Here is a 15,405-nt window from a genome sequence, read left to right as displayed (position 1 = left end):
GCTATTTCAGGACAGTGGTTCGCGCACGCATGCCGTTTCAGCCAGCCAATTGCGCAGGTTCGACGTCGGCGTCATCCACCAGCTGGAATTCAACATGGAAGGTCGACCCAACACCGACCTCACTGTCATAGAAAACATCCCCAGACATCTGCTGGGCAAGTTTCTTTGAAATATGCAGACCAAGCCCCGACCCTTGCGTCGACGATTGCCCGCCATTTTTGACCTGTTCAAAATGGCCGAAAACCTGGCTTTCCATGCCGTCGGGGATACCGCGGCCTGAATCCTTGATCGACAATCTGGCGCGCCCGTTCTCGATCCTCAACGCTCCTTCGACCACGCCATTCTCCTTGGAGAATTTGATGGCATTGGAAACGAGGTTATCGACGATTTGACGCAAGGCAAATGCGTCCCCGACAATGATGGCCGAGTCGTCGTTTTTCGCGGTGACAAAACGCACGCCCCGCGTTGACGCGAACATCTTGTTTTCCTCAAGGCTCTCGTCCAGCAGATCGGCAAGGTCCACGTGCTTTTCATCCAGGGGCAAGGCCCCGATGTCGATCTTTTGCGCCAGCAGGATATTATCAACCAACCGCGACAATCGCACGCCGTTGCGGTGGGCGATCTCTAGCAGGGATTTCATAGGGGCGGACACATCGCCGAACCGGTCGCTTAGCGCCAGCGCCAAGCCCCCGGTAAGCGAGGTCAGCGGCGTTCGCATCTCGTGGCTGACCACCGAAATAAACTCGTCCTTACCCTCATTCGCCTCGTCTGCGGCTTCCAGGGCCTTCTCTAGCGCCGCGCTGATGGCCATACGGTCGGTGATGTCGACAAAGGTAACGCTCCAGCCAAGGATGCCACTGGTCGGATCAAGCGGGCTTGCGACCTCCTGAATTCTTGGCTCATAGAAGCGTTCGCCAATCTGAAGGTTTTCGACTTCTGCCGAGACATTCGAACGTTCGATGTTCTTTAGCACGTCGTTCAGCAGGTGACCTGCCCCGTCATGCAATCCGCTGCGTTTCGCCGCCGTATTCATCTGCACGATGTTGTAGGTTCGATCAATCAAAACGACAGGTTCGGTCATCGTATCGAACAAGATCGACGGCCCCACAGTGGCCATATCCAGCGTTTTGTTCATCACAAGCAATGAGCTAAACGCGATGACGGCAAAGATGAACATAAAGGCCGTGGGATCGAGGCCGAAAATCGTGAAGCCCAACGTGATATAAGCCACATTTGTCGCCAGCGGCGTCAGCGTCACCGCGACCAATGTGCCCAGCAGCGGCCAGGCGGAGTATTCGGACCGGAAAAACCCCCGCAGAAGACACCACAGGGTTGCAAGCACGAAGGAATACATCGTTGCGATGATCGCGTAAAAACCCGGCCCGTGGACATAAGTGACGTGGTCCTGCCCCGGCAACATCCGTGTCGCTTCATCATAGACAAGGTGATGCCACTGGTTTGTCGCGGCAAAGGTAAAGACAGAGATTGTGACGACGAGGGGCACCAAATAATACTTGGGTTTTCTGACCCAAGCCGCGTTATCGACATAGCCAAAAACAAAGAAACACCACGCAACCGGTACGGTCGCATTGCCCAACCACGCCAATACGGCCAGTTGGAACTGACATTCAAAATCGTCCGAGGCAGCTTCGGCACCGACAACGACCAGCGTCCAGATCAAAGCAACAAAAGCCATTGCATAATAAGGCTTTGCGCTAAATCTTTGGAATTTCAACATCCACACCATGACAAATGCAGCCACGGCACCGACACCAAGAACCCCCAAGAAAATCGGGTTCATCAGTATTCCATCAAAGCATGTCATCATCGTTTTTGCCTAAACCTCAACTTTTCAGGCGATAAAAATCACGCGGTTGTGGTCAAAATTTGACCTAAGCAAGACGATAGCGACCCGCTTGTGTAGAAACCGTTTCAAGTGATCGCCCTACCAACCTTCGTTAACATAGGTCAGTGCGATTAGCCAAGTTGGAGGTGTTAAAAATTTCTATTTAAAGTTGTCAGTCAAATATATATGTTCGGCGGAGCCTAACCCATTCTTAACTATGGCGCAATTGTGTCATTTGCCTTTGGTAAAGCTCTCATAATTGCGCTTCCATAGCTGGCCAGCGGCCCCTTTCAGGGGTGGCAAAGCCAGACACCAAAATGGGTGTCACGGTGCCGCAAAAGCCATTGAAACCCAGCCCTTTCGTCTCATGGCCATTCCGCAAAAGACACCTCTTCCGACCGCGACCGCCAGATCGGCGTAAAGGTGCGTCTGAACTGGCTTGGGGCGAGCTTTTCATGACGCCGGAAAAACCGCGTGAAATAGGCGGCGTCGTCAAAACCCAGCTTATAGCCGATTTCAGCCACCTGAAGATTGGTCGTGACCAACAGCGCCTTGGCTTCCTCTACCAATCTACGCTGAATATGCTGGTGCGGCGGAATGCCTATGGCGCGGCGCACTGCTTCGTTCAACCGGTCACGCGAGACGCCGATACGCGATGCGTATTCGCCAACCGTCCAGTGGTTTTGCAAATGAAGCTCGACCAGATTGAAGAAGTTATCCGAAATCCGGTGCGGTGGCGGTGCGGTCGCCTGAAGCGGCGGTGCCGCAGCGCGCCAAATTTCGATCAACAGCAGCGACACGCAATGCAGTAATACCGTCTCGGCCCCCGGCTCCATATCGTGGGTTTCGGTTTCGACCTTATTGAACAGCCCGACAAGGGATTCCATCATCGGCTTGGGCAGTTCTGACAGGAAAATACGGCGGCTAACCACTTGACGCACATGGGCCGAGATTAAATCCGTCGGCAGGGCGCGGCCCAGAATGCGTTCGGGGATGCGGATCAAAAAACCGCGTGTGCCCGCCGCCAGCGTAATGCGCGTGGACCACCCCGTTGGGGCCCAAATAATGCAGGGGCCAATCACGTCACGCTCGATCTCGTCTGATACGAAAACCCCCTGCCCCGAGACCAGCAACATAAAGGTCGCGCGCCCGCCCGAGGTCGCAAATTCCGTATTGGTCAGGGCGCTTTTGATGCGCTCTGCTTGGATGGTTTGACGTTCCAAAATCGATGACTTCCTAGATCAGGCGGGTATTTTCCCGTCAAAAGTACCATTGTTCCCTCAAATTGTCTATTATCCTTGGCCCTCACTGCGCCTACCCTTGCCACACGCACCGCGTGGGAGAAGCGCGGAATCGGGGGGGAGGACGGTCGATCAGGCCGTAAAAACCCCGTGACATATTGGGAGGAATACCATGAAGAGTTCGTTTGAGGGGGCCGTTCGCGCGGCCCGCCATCTCACCACATGTGCCGTTGCGGCACTTGCCATTACAGCAGGCGCGACCAGTGCCATCGCACAAGACCGCGACAAGGTTACCATCGGTTACGCCATTTCGAAATCAGGCCCCAACGCGGGCGGCGCAGACATGACGGTCACGCCAAACTACGAGCTGTGGATCGCAGAAGTGAACGCGGCTGGTGGTCTTAAGATGCCAGACGGCAGCCAGTTGCCGATCGAAGTGGTCGCCTATGACGACCGGTCATCCGCCGAAGAAGTCGTGCGCGCGGTCGAACGTCTTGCGACACAAGACAAGGTGGATTTCATTCTGCCGCCTTGGGGCACAGGCTTTAACCTTGCCGTCGCACCTTTGATGGCCAAATTCGGCTATCCGCATCTTGCCGGTGCCGCCGTGACCGACAAAGCGTCTGATTTTGTCAAACGTTGGGATACCAGCTTTTGGTTCATGGGCGGCAGCGCCGATTACGTATCGGCCTTTACCGACATCCTTGTGGCCGAACGCGAGGCCGGGCGCATCAATGACAAGATCGCCATGATTTCCGTTGCCGATGGTTTCGGCATCGATCTGGTCAAGGCCGCGCGCCCCAGCTTTGAAGCGGCGGGTTTTGACATCGCTTATGACAAAACCTTCCCCCCTCAGACATCGGATTTCGCCACGATTGTTGGCGAAGCATCCAATTCCGAGGCGGACACCTTTGTGGCCTTCACCTATCCGCCGCACACTTTCGCCCTGACAAAGCAGGCCAAAGTGGCCAGCTTTAACCCGCCTGTGTTCTATCTGGGTGTGGGCGCAGGGTTCCCGATCTATCCAAAGATCGCCGGTGGATCTGTTGAAGGCACCATGAGCCTTGGCGGTATCGATCCGAACAACAAGCTGAATGCGGATTATCGTAACAAGCACCAAGAAGTCGTTGGCCGCGCGCCTGACTACTGGGGTTCCGTGCTGATCTACGCATCGCTTCAGATTTTGGAACAGGCGATTGAACGTGTAGGCTTGGACAAAGCCGCCGTGGCCGAAGAGATTTCGACAGGAACCTTCTCGACCGTGCTGGGTGCGCAAACGCGCCTTGAGGACAACCAACTGCGTGCGATCAACTGGGTTGGTCAATGGCAGGACGGCCAGTTCGTTGCAGTGTCCAAAGACGGCGGCAACGGCACGGCTGCGGTCAAACTGCCCAAGCCCGACTGGGAATAAACCCCGGTCATAGCTGACAAAAACTAAGCTGAAGGCGGCGGGATGTCTCGCCGCCTCGCTTTCAAACAAAACTGGACAACTCATGCTTGAACACGTCATCAACGGGCTCGTGCTCGGTGGCACCTATGCGCTTGTCGCGATGGGGCTGACCATGCAGTACGGGATCGCAAGGATCATGAACCTCAGCTTCGGGGATACGATCATTGCTGCCTGTTTCGCTACCTACGTTCTTTTCTCGACCTTCGGGATCAACCCCATCGCGGCGCTCTTGATCGTCCTGCCGGCCAGCTATGCGCTCAGCCTTGGCATCTACCGCGTGATGATGAAACCGCTGGTCGCCCGCGCCCCTGACGAAGGGGCCCTCGAGGTGGACAGCATCCTTTTGACCTTTGGTCTGTTGTTCGTGATCCAAGGTATTCTTTTGATGATCTTTGGCGGCGGCTACTTCAGCTACAGCTTTCTGAACACACCGGTTAACGTGCTGGGCACGGTGGTGGCAGGCAACAGATTGCTGGCCCTTGTTCTAAGCCTTTTGATCGGTGCTGCGCTGGTCGTGGTTTTGTACCGCACCCGCTGGGGCATGATCCTGCGCGCCGTGGCACTGGCCCCCAAAAGCGCGCCGTTGTTTGGCATCGACACCGACCGCGCCGCGCGTACCGCCTTTGCAATCGGCGGCACGATGGCGGCGACGGGGGGCGTTGTCGTATCAATGTTCCAGACCTTTACCGCCACGGCAGGTGTGGTGTTCACCATGAAAGCGCTGATCGTCGTCATTCTGGGCGGCAAGGGCAGCATCCCCGGCGCAATCGCTGCAGGGCTGCTGTTGGGTCTGGTTGAGACCTTTGTCGCCGCCTATGTCGATCCCGGTCTGACCTTGGCAGCGGTCTATACCGTGTTTCTTTTGCTCCTTTTGGTGCGGCCCAACGGCCTGTTTGGAAAGGCATAAAGATGAAAACCTCTTCTGCATTTATCTTGGCGGCTGCTGTTCTTGCCGTGCTCGCCTCGGCGCCGTTTTTCCTGCCTGACTATTGGACGGGTGTGTTGCTTGGCATGACCGGCTACGTGACGCTGGCCACCGCTTGGGCGCTGTTCTCGGGCCCTACGCGCTATGTGTCGCTGGCGACGGTCGCCTTTTTCGGGGTCGGTGCCTATACGGTCGCGGTCCTGAACGAGGTCATGCCCTATCCGCTGGTGCTGGTATGCGCGGCGGGCATCGGCATGATCATGGCCTTGGTTGTCGGTCTGTCCACCTTGCGCCTTGCGGGCGTCTATTTCGTGATCTTCACCTTTGGCCTTGCTGAACTGGTGCGCCAAACCGTCAGCTGGTGGGAGGTCAACATCACCTACACCATGGGTCGTTATGTGTTCTTGCCTTTCGAGGGCCGCCATATCTATTGGCAGTTGCTCGCCTTGGCTGCGGTGACGTTCCTCATCTCGTGGGGCATCGGACGTTCGCGTATCGGGCTGGCGCTCAAGGCGCTTGGCGATGACGAAACTGTAGCCGCCCATGCGGGTGTCGACGTCACGCGGATCAAGCTGTTCCTCTTTGTGATCTCGTCCACGATCATCACCCTTGTTGGCGCTATTCAGGCGCCGCGCTGGACCTATATCGAGCCGTCCATCGTGTTTAACCCAACGGTCAGCTTCATGACGCTGATCATGGCGCTGCTGGGTGGCGCGATGCGGCTTTGGGGGCCACTGGTGGGCGCTGTGCCGTTGTTTCTGCTCTTTGAATGGCTTTCCGGCCGCTTTCCAGATCACTTCTCGATCATCCTTGGGCTGTTGTTCATCCTCATCGTTTTTGTCATGCCGAACGGCGTTCTGGCCAAAATCGATGACCTGCGGAAAGGAAGCCGGACATGAGCGCGCAGCTTGAAATCAAAAACCTGCACAAACGCTTTGGCGGGCTGGTTGCGGTCAATAACGTGTCGTTTGATCTAAGCCCCGGTGAGGTTGTTGGCCTGTTGGGGCCTAACGGGTCCGGCAAGACCACGGTAATGAACATGATCTCGGGTGCATTGCCCTGCGATGGTGGCACGGTGCGCATAAACGGCACCGACATCACCAAGATGAAACCACATAAGGTGGCCAAACAGGGCGTCGCACGGACGTTCCAGCTTGTGCGCCCCCTGCCCACCCTGAACGTGGCCGAAAATGTGCTGCTGTCGCTGGCCTATGGCAAAAAGCGGCATTGGGGCCGCGAGGCGCGTGATCTGGTCGAAGAAAAGCTGGCCTTTGTCGGGCTGGCCGGACGTGGCGACGAAAAGGTCAGCAACCTGACCTACATTGACCAAAAACGGATGGAGATGGCCCGCGCGCTCGCCTCTGAACCGGATCTGTTGTTGCTGGATGAATGGCTTGCGGGGTTGAACCCGTCCGAGCTGCGCATCGGCATCGATCTGGTGCAGCATTTGCAAGGCCAAGGCATGACCATCTTGCTGGTTGAACATATTATGGAAGCGGTGCGCGCGCTTTGTTCGCGCTGTATCGTGATGAGCGCGGGCGAGGTGATTGCCGAAGGGCCAAGTGCGCAAGTGCTGCAAGACCCCGCCGTGATCAAAGCCTATCTGGGGGACGACCATGCTTGAGCTTAAGAATATGACCGTCCGCTACGGCAAACATCTGGCCGTCGATAACGTCAGCTTTTCCGTCTCCAAGGGCGAGGTCGTCGTGGTGCTTGGGGCCAATGGTGCCGGTAAATCGACGATGCTGAAAGCAGTGGCCGGCATGGTGCCCGTTGCGACTGGATCGGTCACCCTTGATGGCGAGACGCTGACCGGTGTGCCAGCCCATCAGGTGACGAACAAAGGCATCGCACTGGTCCCCGAAGGGCGCGGCGTGGTGGGTCGTATGACGGTCGAAGAAAACCTGCGCCTTGGCGCGACGCCCCCGCGTGCACGCGCCTTTGAGGAAGACACGATTGCGCAGGTCTTTGACATCTTTCCACGGCTGAAAGAACGGCGCGGGCAATTCGTTCACACTATGTCGGGGGGCGAACAGCAGATGGTCGCCATCGGCCGCGCGATGATGTCGAAACCCGACTTTCTCTTGCTGGACGAACCGAGCCTCGGCCTCGCCCCGATCATCGTCGGGGATATGTTCAAGGCCCTCGCACGGGTGCGCGAAACTGGCGTTGGTCTTTTGATCGTCGAGCAAAATGTGAAAATCAGCCTGCGTTACGCGGATCGCGGCTATCTGCTAGAGGCGGGTCGCATCACCGGCTCTGGCACTTCGGATGAATTAATGAACGACGCGGCTGTCAGACACGCCTTTTTGGGCGGCGATATATAATGGAGAACAACATGAGCGTTTTGGACCTTTTGATTGAGGGTGAAAAAGTAAAAGCCACAGGTGGCCGCACCTTTACCCGTAACAACCCCTTAACCGGCGAGGTGGCGACCGAGGCCGCAGCCGCCACCGTCGAGGATGCCAACCGCGCTGCAGATGCCGCCGCACGTGCCTTTCCCGAATGGTCGAACACCGGCCCCGCAGAGCGGCGTCGCCTGCTGCTGGCCGCCGCAGATAACCTAGAAGCGCGGGGGGGCGACATTGCCAAGGCGATGGCGGACGAACTGGGGGCCACAGCGGCTTGGGCCGGTTTCAACGTGATGCTGTCGGCAGGTATGCTGCGCGAGGCCGCGTCGATGACCACCATGATCAAAGGCGAAGTCATCCCGTCGAACCGTCCCGGTTCGCTTGCGATGGCAATCCGCCAGCCCGCCGGTGTGGTTCTGTCTATGGCACCGTGGAATGCGCCCGTGATCCTTGGTGTGCGGTCCATCGCGATGCCGCTGGCCTGTGGCAATACCGTCGTGATGAAATCGTCCGAACTCTCGCCGCGCACCCATGCGCTGATCGTCGAAGCGATACAGGAAGCAGGCTTTCCCAAGGGTGTGCTGAACGTGTTGTCCAACGCCCCCGAAGACGCCAGCCAGATTGTCGAAGCGTTGATCGCCCATTCCGCTGTGCGCCGCGTGAATTTCACCGGCTCCACCCGCGTTGGCCGTATCATTGCCAAGCTCGCTGCCGAGAACCTGAAACCCGCCCTGCTAGAGCTGGGCGGCAAGGCCCCGATGATCGTCTTGGACGATGCCGATCTGGATGCCGCCGTCGCCGCCGCCGCCTTTGGTGCCTATATGAACCAAGGCCAGATTTGCATGTCCACAGAACGGCTTGTGGTGCACGAAGCCATCGCCGACGCCTTTGTTGAAAAGCTCGCCGCGAAGGTGCGCAGCCTGACCGTGGGCGACCCCCGTGAAGGCAACACTGCATTGGGCTGCGTGGTTGATATCGGTGCCGTGAATCGGGTGATGTCATTGGTGCGCGACGCCGAAGAAAAAGGCGCGAAAATCGTCGCAGGCGGCCATGCCGAGGGCGTACTGATGGAGGCAACGTTGATCGACGGCGTGACGCCCTCCATGCGGATTTACACCGAAGAAAGCTTTGGCCCCACCGCATCCGTTGTGCGTGTCAGCAGCATAGACGAGGCCGTGCGCGTCGCCAACGACACCGAATACGGTCTGTCGGCAAGCATCTTTGGCCGCGATACCGTGCGCGCGATGAATGTGGCCAAGCGGATCGAAAGCGGCATTTGCCACATCAACGGGCCCACCGTGCATGACGAGGCACAGATGCCGTTCGGCGGGGTAAAAGACTCCGGCTATGGCCGCTTTGGCGGGATTGCCGCAATCGAAGAATTCACCACGCTGCGTTGGATCACGATCCAAGACGGCCAACCACATTACCCGATCTGATGCCAAATCCCATGTTCAATCTTGAGGGAAAGGTCTGTGTCATCACAGGTGGCGCAGGATCATTGGGGATGGCCGCGGCCCGGCTGTTGCGCGAACAAGGTGCACGTCTGGTGTTGATCGACCTTGATCTGCCAGCGTTGGAAACCGTGGCGCAGACCGCCTTTGGCGCGGTCCCTGCCGAGGTGTTGTGCCTTGCGGCAGATGTGTCGGACGAAACCCAAGTCCGCGCGGCCATCGCGCGCACGGTCGAACATTTCGGCGGTATTGACGTGCTGTTCTCCAACGCGGGCAACTTTGGCACGGTGGCACCGATTGAAGACTACCCCACCGAGGTTTTTGACAGCGTTCTTGCCGTGCATGTGCGGGGCGCGTTTTTGATGTCGAAATACGCGGTGCCGCATATGCCTAAGGGCAGCACTATCGTGTTCACGTCTAGCGTCGCTGCCACGCGCGGCGATCCGGGCGTCTATGCCTATATCACCGCGAAACATGCGTTAACGGGGTTGATGCGGGTCCTGTCAAAAGACCTCGCCCCGCGCGGTATCCGGGTAAATGCGATTGCACCCGGCCCGATTGGAAACGATTTCCAGCAGCGGGTCGAAGACGGGCTGGGTGCAGAGATTGGTCGCGACGGGACCGAGTTCTTTAATGAAATGATCCCCATGGGCCGTCACGGCACGGCGCAGGAAATCGCGGCCTCCGTGCTCTACCTCGCCTCGGCACAGTCGGGATTTACCACGGGTCATTTGTTGATGGCCGATGGCGGCATGTCGGTGTGATTATGTGCCGATGGATGAAAGGATAAACAGATGAGCGAACTTGGCTCCATCACGGCGGGCGGCGCGATCTTTGGCAAGCTCAAGGCGCTTGGCGTCGATTATGTTTTCACCAATTCCGGCACAGATTTCCCGCCCATCATCGAAGGGCTGGTCGAAGCGCGCCGCGCCGGGATCGACCTGCCCATACCCGTGACCGTCCCACATGAACATGCGGCGGTGTCGATGGCGCATGGCTATTGGCAAATCACAGGGCGGCCACAGGCGGTTTTGCTGCACACCAATGTGGGTCTGGCGAACGGGGCCACGGCGGCAATCAACGCGTGGTGCGACCAGGTGCCGATGATCTTGATGTCAGGTCGCACGCCCGTGACCGAACATTCCCGCTTTGGCGCGCGCACGGTGCCCATCGGCTGGGGGCAAGAAATGTTCGATCAGGAATCGCTGATCCGTGAAACAACCAAATGGAATTACGAGCTGCGCTTTGCCGACCAGATTGCAGAGCTGATGGACCGTGCCTGGGCCATCGCCAATTCGACACCGAAAGGCCCCGTTTACCTAAGTCTTCCGCGCGAGGTTCTGTGCGACCCCTGCCCTAATGCGGGCCTTGACGCGCCATCACGCATGGCACCCGTGATTACGGCCCCCGATCCCGACAGCTTGGTGCGGGCGGCCTGTGCGCTGATGAAGGCCGAAAACCCGCTGATTATCGCGCAGCGCGGTGCGGGGGGCGCAGCTGGTTTCGCGGCCCTTCAGGCGCTTTGCTATCAATACGCCCTGCCCCTGTCGCATTACTGGTCAAACCAATTGGCGATCCCGCTGTCGCACCCGATGCAGGTCGGCGCGGACCCTACCCCGTGGTTGGAGCAAGCCGATGTCGTCTTGGTGCTGGATGCGCTTGCCCCGTGGTTTCCGGACAAGGTCACCCTGCGCGATGATGTGACCGTGATCCAAGCCGGGCCAGACCCGCTGTTTTCGCGCACGCCGGTGCGCAATTTCCCCGCGGCGGTCACCTTGGCCGGGCCGGTCAAGACGGTGATCAAAGGGCTGGCGCATAAGATGGCCGTCCTAACACCTGACGACGCCAAGATAAGCGCGCGGCGAGATCGCATCACAGCAGCGTCCGACAAGACACGGACGCAGGTGGTGGACCATGCCAAAGCAGGCTGTGCCGCGCCGATGAGCAAAGACTGGGTCAGCCATTGCCTTGGGCAGGTGATCAAATCGCAAACCGCAAACGGACGCCGCGCCACCGTTTTTCACGAGCTTGGCTGCCCCCTGTCACCGCTTGATCTGGAACAGCCCGACAGCTATTTTCAAGAGCCGCATTCCGGCGGGCTTGGCTGGGGATTGCCTGCCGCGATTGGCGCGCAGATGGCCGACCCGGACCGGTTGATTTTCGCCACCATGGGGGATGGCAGCTATATGTTTGCCAACCCCACGGCCTGTCATCTGGTGGCCGAGGCGCATGAGCTGCCCGTCATCATTCTGGTACTCAACAACGAGGAATGGGGGGCCGTGCGCCATTCGGTCGAGGGGCTTTATCCCGACGGTGCCGTGCGCGCCGCCAATGAGGTGCCGCTGACGTCACTGCGCCCCAGCCCGGATTTCACCCAAACCGCCAGTGCCAGCCGCGCCTATACCGAGACGGTCACCGATGGCGCAGACCTGCCTTCCGCCCTTGAACGTGCGGTTTCAGTGGCCATAAACGAGCGTCGGCAAGTGTTGCTGAACATCGCCATTGCGCGGACGGCACCGCACTAAACCTAAAGGATTCGCAGGCCTTGTTGCCCCAACGCTAGGGTGCGCCAAAAACCGAGTATGTGGCCGCGCAACTGCCCTTAAGGTTGCACGCCTTTTCACATCATCTTCGCGCCTCAAGCTCTTTATTTCATTCACAAAATCACCAATTCAAACAAATGCATTACCCACCTCTTGATATTCCCGACTAAATCTATAGGGAATCTGCCAAGCGGCGATGGGACGATCCCCCGTGGCTTGTTAACGAAAGACTTTCCTAGGGGAATTGGGATGAACAAAACACATGCGTTTGCTTGTCTGGCTATGGGTCTGGTGCCCGCTGCCGGCCTTGCTCAGAGTAACGAAGACGGGGCATTTTTGGGGACAATCGTTCTATCGATGCCAACAGTGCCCGGACTTGAAGAGGATGCGATCTCGGTCACCAGCGAAGGCATTGCGCTTAGCAACCCCGCGGACCTGTCCGAGCTTTTCGTCGCTGAACCGACCATCGCCGTCGGCAGCTCAATCCCTATGTCCCAAAAAGTCTATGTAAACGGGATCGAAGAAAACAACCTTGCGATTTCCATCGACGGCGCGCGTCAGAACAACAAGGTTTTCCACCACAACACAACCACATTGATCGACCCCGCCCTGCTCAAGGCGATCCGCATCGATCCCGGCGTGGCACCTGCGGACGCGGGACCGGGCGCTCTGGGTGGTGCCTTGGCCTACGAGACCAAGGACGCTGCCGATCTTCTTGAGCCGGGTCAGACATCCGGCGGGATGTACAAGTTCGAATATGACAGCAACGGCGACATCTTCTCGAACAACATCACGATGTTCGGGCGCAACGGCAATTTCGAATATCTTGGCTTCCTCAAGGCTGCCGATGGTGGTCTGCGCGAAGACGGCAACGGCACAGATATCCGCGGGTCCGGCACGGGCCTTGTCAGCGGGCTTGGCAAGGTCGCCTATGAGACAGAGGCCGGCGAACGGGTCGAGTTTTCTTATGAGCGCGTCATCGACGACGAAACCCGCCCCTACCGTGCCAATATCGGGCTCATCACCGCAGGGCGGCCCCTTCCGGCAGAACGCCCCTATGAGCTGGACCGCACAAATGTGGTGCTAAGCTATAGCGACACGACACCCACAGCCATGTGGGACCCGACGATCCGGATCGCCTATAGCGCTACGGAATTGTTCAATGACGAGAGCAATCTTTCGACAAACACGACCACGCGCGGCCAAACGAAAAGCCTGAACGGCGAGATTTCAAACCGCTTTAAACTGGGTTGGGGCGAGCTTAACGCCGGTCTCGACTTCTATGACGACGAAGGCGATCTTGAATACCGCGTACTGGCAAGCACAGCACCTGTCACCCCTACGGTGGAAAAGCTGCGCAACATCGGTCTTTTCGCCCAAGCCCGGATGGAACCGAGCGACCGGTCGCGCCTTTCCTTTGGGGGTCGTGCTGATTTCCAAGACTTCGAAGGCACAAACGGCTCCAAACAATCGGAATCCGGCCTGTCGGGCAACATTTCCGGTGAATTTGACGTCACGGATCAATTCACAGTCAGCGCGGGCTATTCCCACGTCTGGGGTGGTTTGGAACTGGCCGAGAATTACATTCTCAACGCCAACTGGACCTATCCTGCCGAAGGGATCACACCAACCACCGCCGACAGCACCTACATTGCTGCCAACTACACGATCGGTTCCTGGATCATCGACGGCAAGATCTTTGCCACCGATATCGACGATGCCCGCGCGGCCAGCTATCGCAACGGGCCTGCGGTGTCGGTGGACGTGCAGTCGCGTGGTTTTGAACTGGGTCTCGGCACCGCATGGGAGGATGGTTTCTTTCGCGCCGGATTTGCGCGGGTCGATACAGAAATCAACGGACGCCCCTCGGATTCCTACACGGGCAACTACCTGACCATGCCTTTGGGTGATTTCCTGACCTTCCAAGTCGCACACCGTCTGAACAACGGTCTGCTGTTGGGTGGCGACGTACAGGTGGCGTTTGATTACGACAACACCTACGATTCCGATACCGGCACCCAAGGACCCAAGATTGACGGCTATGCGGTTGCCAATGCCTTTATGGAATATTCCCCCAAACAACGGGAAAACCTGACCCTGCGGGCAGAGGTGAACAATATCTTTAACGAGGCATATGTGAGCCGCGCCACCTACGGGCAGGAATTCGGCACCGTCGAGTCGCTGTACGAGCCGGGCCGTTCCATCCGCCTGAGCGCCGAGTTGGTTTTCTAATCACTCTGAGAAAAAGGGCCGGAGGCAACTCCGGCTCGAACCCGGCGCGTCGCAAGATGCGCCGGGTTCCGCTGTTCTCGGGGACGGTCCCTTATTCGGTCGTCCACGTCATGTTTTTGTCTGTTTCGCGAAAGGCGAATTTTTCCAGATGCCGGTCAATCACATTATGAACAATGGCGACTTCCTCGGGGTCTTTGACGGTGCAGGTGACGGTCAGCCCGTCGGCGTCGGCGGTCATATGCGCGGTGCCCATCACGAACGCGACCCAGCCCTTTTCCGCATCGAACGAGGTCTCGACCTTGTGCCCGAAATGTTTGCACAGCTGTTGCAGATATTTCGACCCGTTTTCAGTCCGGTAATGTCCTGTGGTTGTTGGCATCTTGAGCACTCCAGTTGTAAATTGCCCCCAATGCCTAACCGCGCCTGCTCCGCTCGTAAACCCGCCTCATCTGTCACACAAGGACACCCCGCATGCTTAGGATAATCGGCCTGCTGGCCCTTCTCTTTGCCCTTCCCGCCAACGCGCAGACCGTCACGGTGCAAACCTTTTCAGGCCCCGCCGAGGTGCCCGTAACGCCACAAAAAATTGCCGTGTTCGATCTGGCAGCTTTTGACAGCCTTGATGCGTTGGGCGTGCGCCCGCAGGGGTTGGTACGTCCGGTATATCTCTCATATCTCGAAGACGCTGCCGCCCCCACCGAACCGGTCGGATCGCTGTTTGAACCGGATTTCGAAGCCGTGTTCGCCATGGCACCCGATCTGATCATCGCCGGTGGGCGCAGTTCGGAACATCTGGCGGATCTGGCGCGGATCGCACCGACGCTGGACATGACCATCTGGGCTGATACCGTCGAGGATGGGCTGGCCCGACTGGCCGCCTATGGCACGATCTTTGAAAAAGAGGCCGAAGCCGACGCGCTAACGCAGGCCTTTCGCGCCAAGCTTGCCCAGACGAAATCCGCCCTTTCAACCAAGGGCCGCGCGTTGATCGTGATGACCAATGGCCCCAAGATCAGCGCCTATGGTGCGGGCGGTCGGTTTGGCTGGCTGCACGAGGCGCTGAACCTGCCCGAAGCGGTGGAACGCGTGGAAACCACCACCCACGGCGAGGCGATCAGCTTTGAATTCATCCGGCAGGCCGACCCCGACATTCTTTTTGTGATCGACCGCATGGCGGCAATCGGTCAGGAAAGCGAAGGTGCCCAAGCGACGCTGGACAACGCCTTGGTGCATGAAACGACCGCGTGGAAAACCGGCCAAGTGGTCCATCTCAGCGCCGCACCGATCTATATCGCCGGGGGTGGTATCCAGTCGATGACCCTGACCCTTGACGAAATCCTCGCCGCATTGGCAGACCAGTAGA

The 15,405-nt window shown here is 58.3% G+C and carries 13 protein-coding genes; 10 read left to right on the top strand and 3 right to left on the bottom strand.

Annotated elements, in window-relative coordinates:
* Window positions 1-37 precede the first annotated feature (37 nt).
* Together WNY39_RS14080 and WNY39_RS14075 are read right to left on the bottom strand one after the other, a co-directional pair.
* Window positions 38-1,801, bottom strand: coding sequence for a histidine kinase N-terminal 7TM domain-containing protein (locus WNY39_RS14080; RefSeq protein ID WP_342846427.1), 1,764 nt, complete (start codon window positions 1,799-1,801; stop codon window positions 38-40).
* Between the two features lie 410 nt (window positions 1,802-2,211).
* Window positions 2,212-3,069: a helix-turn-helix domain-containing protein gene (locus tag WNY39_RS14075; protein ID WP_341235427.1), complete on the bottom strand. Its 858-nt coding sequence runs from the start codon at window positions 3,067-3,069 to the stop codon at window positions 2,212-2,214.
* A 190-nt stretch (window positions 3,070-3,259) separates the two neighbouring features.
* Here WNY39_RS14075 and WNY39_RS14070 point away from each other — a divergent pair, with 190 nt between their 5' ends.
* From WNY39_RS14070 to WNY39_RS14030, 9 genes are all read left to right on the top strand, one after another.
* The gene (locus WNY39_RS14070) at window positions 3,260-4,498 is read left to right on the top strand and encodes an amino acid ABC transporter substrate-binding protein (protein ID WP_342846425.1); all 1,239 of its coding nucleotides are present in this window, start codon (window positions 3,260-3,262) and stop codon (window positions 4,496-4,498) included.
* An 82-nt stretch (window positions 4,499-4,580) separates the two neighbouring features.
* On the top strand, window positions 4,581-5,444 hold the full coding sequence (locus WNY39_RS14065; RefSeq protein ID WP_341235429.1) for a branched-chain amino acid ABC transporter permease: 864 nt from the start codon (window positions 4,581-4,583) through the stop codon (window positions 5,442-5,444).
* Between the two features lie 2 nt (window positions 5,445-5,446).
* Window positions 5,447-6,361, top strand: coding sequence for a branched-chain amino acid ABC transporter permease (locus WNY39_RS14060; RefSeq protein ID WP_342846423.1), 915 nt, complete (start codon window positions 5,447-5,449; stop codon window positions 6,359-6,361).
* Window positions 6,358-7,086, top strand: coding sequence for an ABC transporter ATP-binding protein (locus WNY39_RS14055; RefSeq protein WP_341235431.1), 729 nt, complete (start codon window positions 6,358-6,360; stop codon window positions 7,084-7,086). The genes WNY39_RS14060 and WNY39_RS14055 overlap by 4 nt, the downstream gene beginning before the upstream one ends.
* Complete coding sequence (locus tag WNY39_RS14050) at window positions 7,079-7,789, top strand: ABC transporter ATP-binding protein (RefSeq protein ID WP_342846420.1); 711 nt, start codon at window positions 7,079-7,081, stop codon at window positions 7,787-7,789. The genes WNY39_RS14055 and WNY39_RS14050 overlap by 8 nt, the downstream gene beginning before the upstream one ends.
* An 11-nt stretch (window positions 7,790-7,800) precedes the next feature.
* Window positions 7,801-9,252 (top strand): aldehyde dehydrogenase, encoded by a 1,452-nt coding sequence (locus tag WNY39_RS14045; RefSeq protein ID WP_342846418.1) that lies wholly within the window; start codon window positions 7,801-7,803, stop codon window positions 9,250-9,252.
* 11 nt (window positions 9,253-9,263) lie between these two features.
* The gene (locus tag WNY39_RS14040; RefSeq protein WP_342846416.1) at window positions 9,264-10,031 is read left to right on the top strand and encodes an SDR family oxidoreductase; all 768 of its coding nucleotides are present in this window, start codon (window positions 9,264-9,266) and stop codon (window positions 10,029-10,031) included.
* Between the two features lie 30 nt (window positions 10,032-10,061).
* Window positions 10,062-11,792: a thiamine pyrophosphate-requiring protein gene (locus tag WNY39_RS14035; protein ID WP_342846414.1), complete on the top strand. Its 1,731-nt coding sequence runs from the start codon at window positions 10,062-10,064 to the stop codon at window positions 11,790-11,792.
* Window positions 11,793-12,059: 267 nt separating this feature from the next.
* Window positions 12,060-14,042, top strand: a complete 1,983-nt coding sequence (locus tag WNY39_RS14030) for a TonB-dependent receptor (protein WP_342846412.1) — start codon at window positions 12,060-12,062, stop codon at window positions 14,040-14,042.
* Between the two features lie 91 nt (window positions 14,043-14,133).
* On the opposite strand, the gene WNY39_RS14025 is transcribed toward WNY39_RS14030, so the two are convergent.
* On the bottom strand, window positions 14,134-14,421 hold the full coding sequence (locus tag WNY39_RS14025; RefSeq protein WP_342846410.1) for a DUF2218 domain-containing protein: 288 nt from the start codon (window positions 14,419-14,421) through the stop codon (window positions 14,134-14,136).
* Between the two features lie 92 nt (window positions 14,422-14,513).
* Between WNY39_RS14025 and WNY39_RS14020 the strand changes: the two genes are divergently transcribed.
* The gene (locus WNY39_RS14020; protein ID WP_342846408.1) at window positions 14,514-15,404 is read left to right on the top strand and encodes a siderophore ABC transporter substrate-binding protein; all 891 of its coding nucleotides are present in this window, start codon (window positions 14,514-14,516) and stop codon (window positions 15,402-15,404) included.
* Window position 15,405: the final 1 nt, after the last annotated feature.

It is taken from the genome of Sulfitobacter sp. AS59, assembly GCF_038899995.1.
Classification (GTDB): Bacteria; Pseudomonadota; Alphaproteobacteria; order Rhodobacterales; family Rhodobacteraceae; genus Sulfitobacter.
The sequence above is the reverse complement of the archived record's forward strand: the minus strand, read 5'-3'. Positions and strand labels throughout refer to the sequence as shown.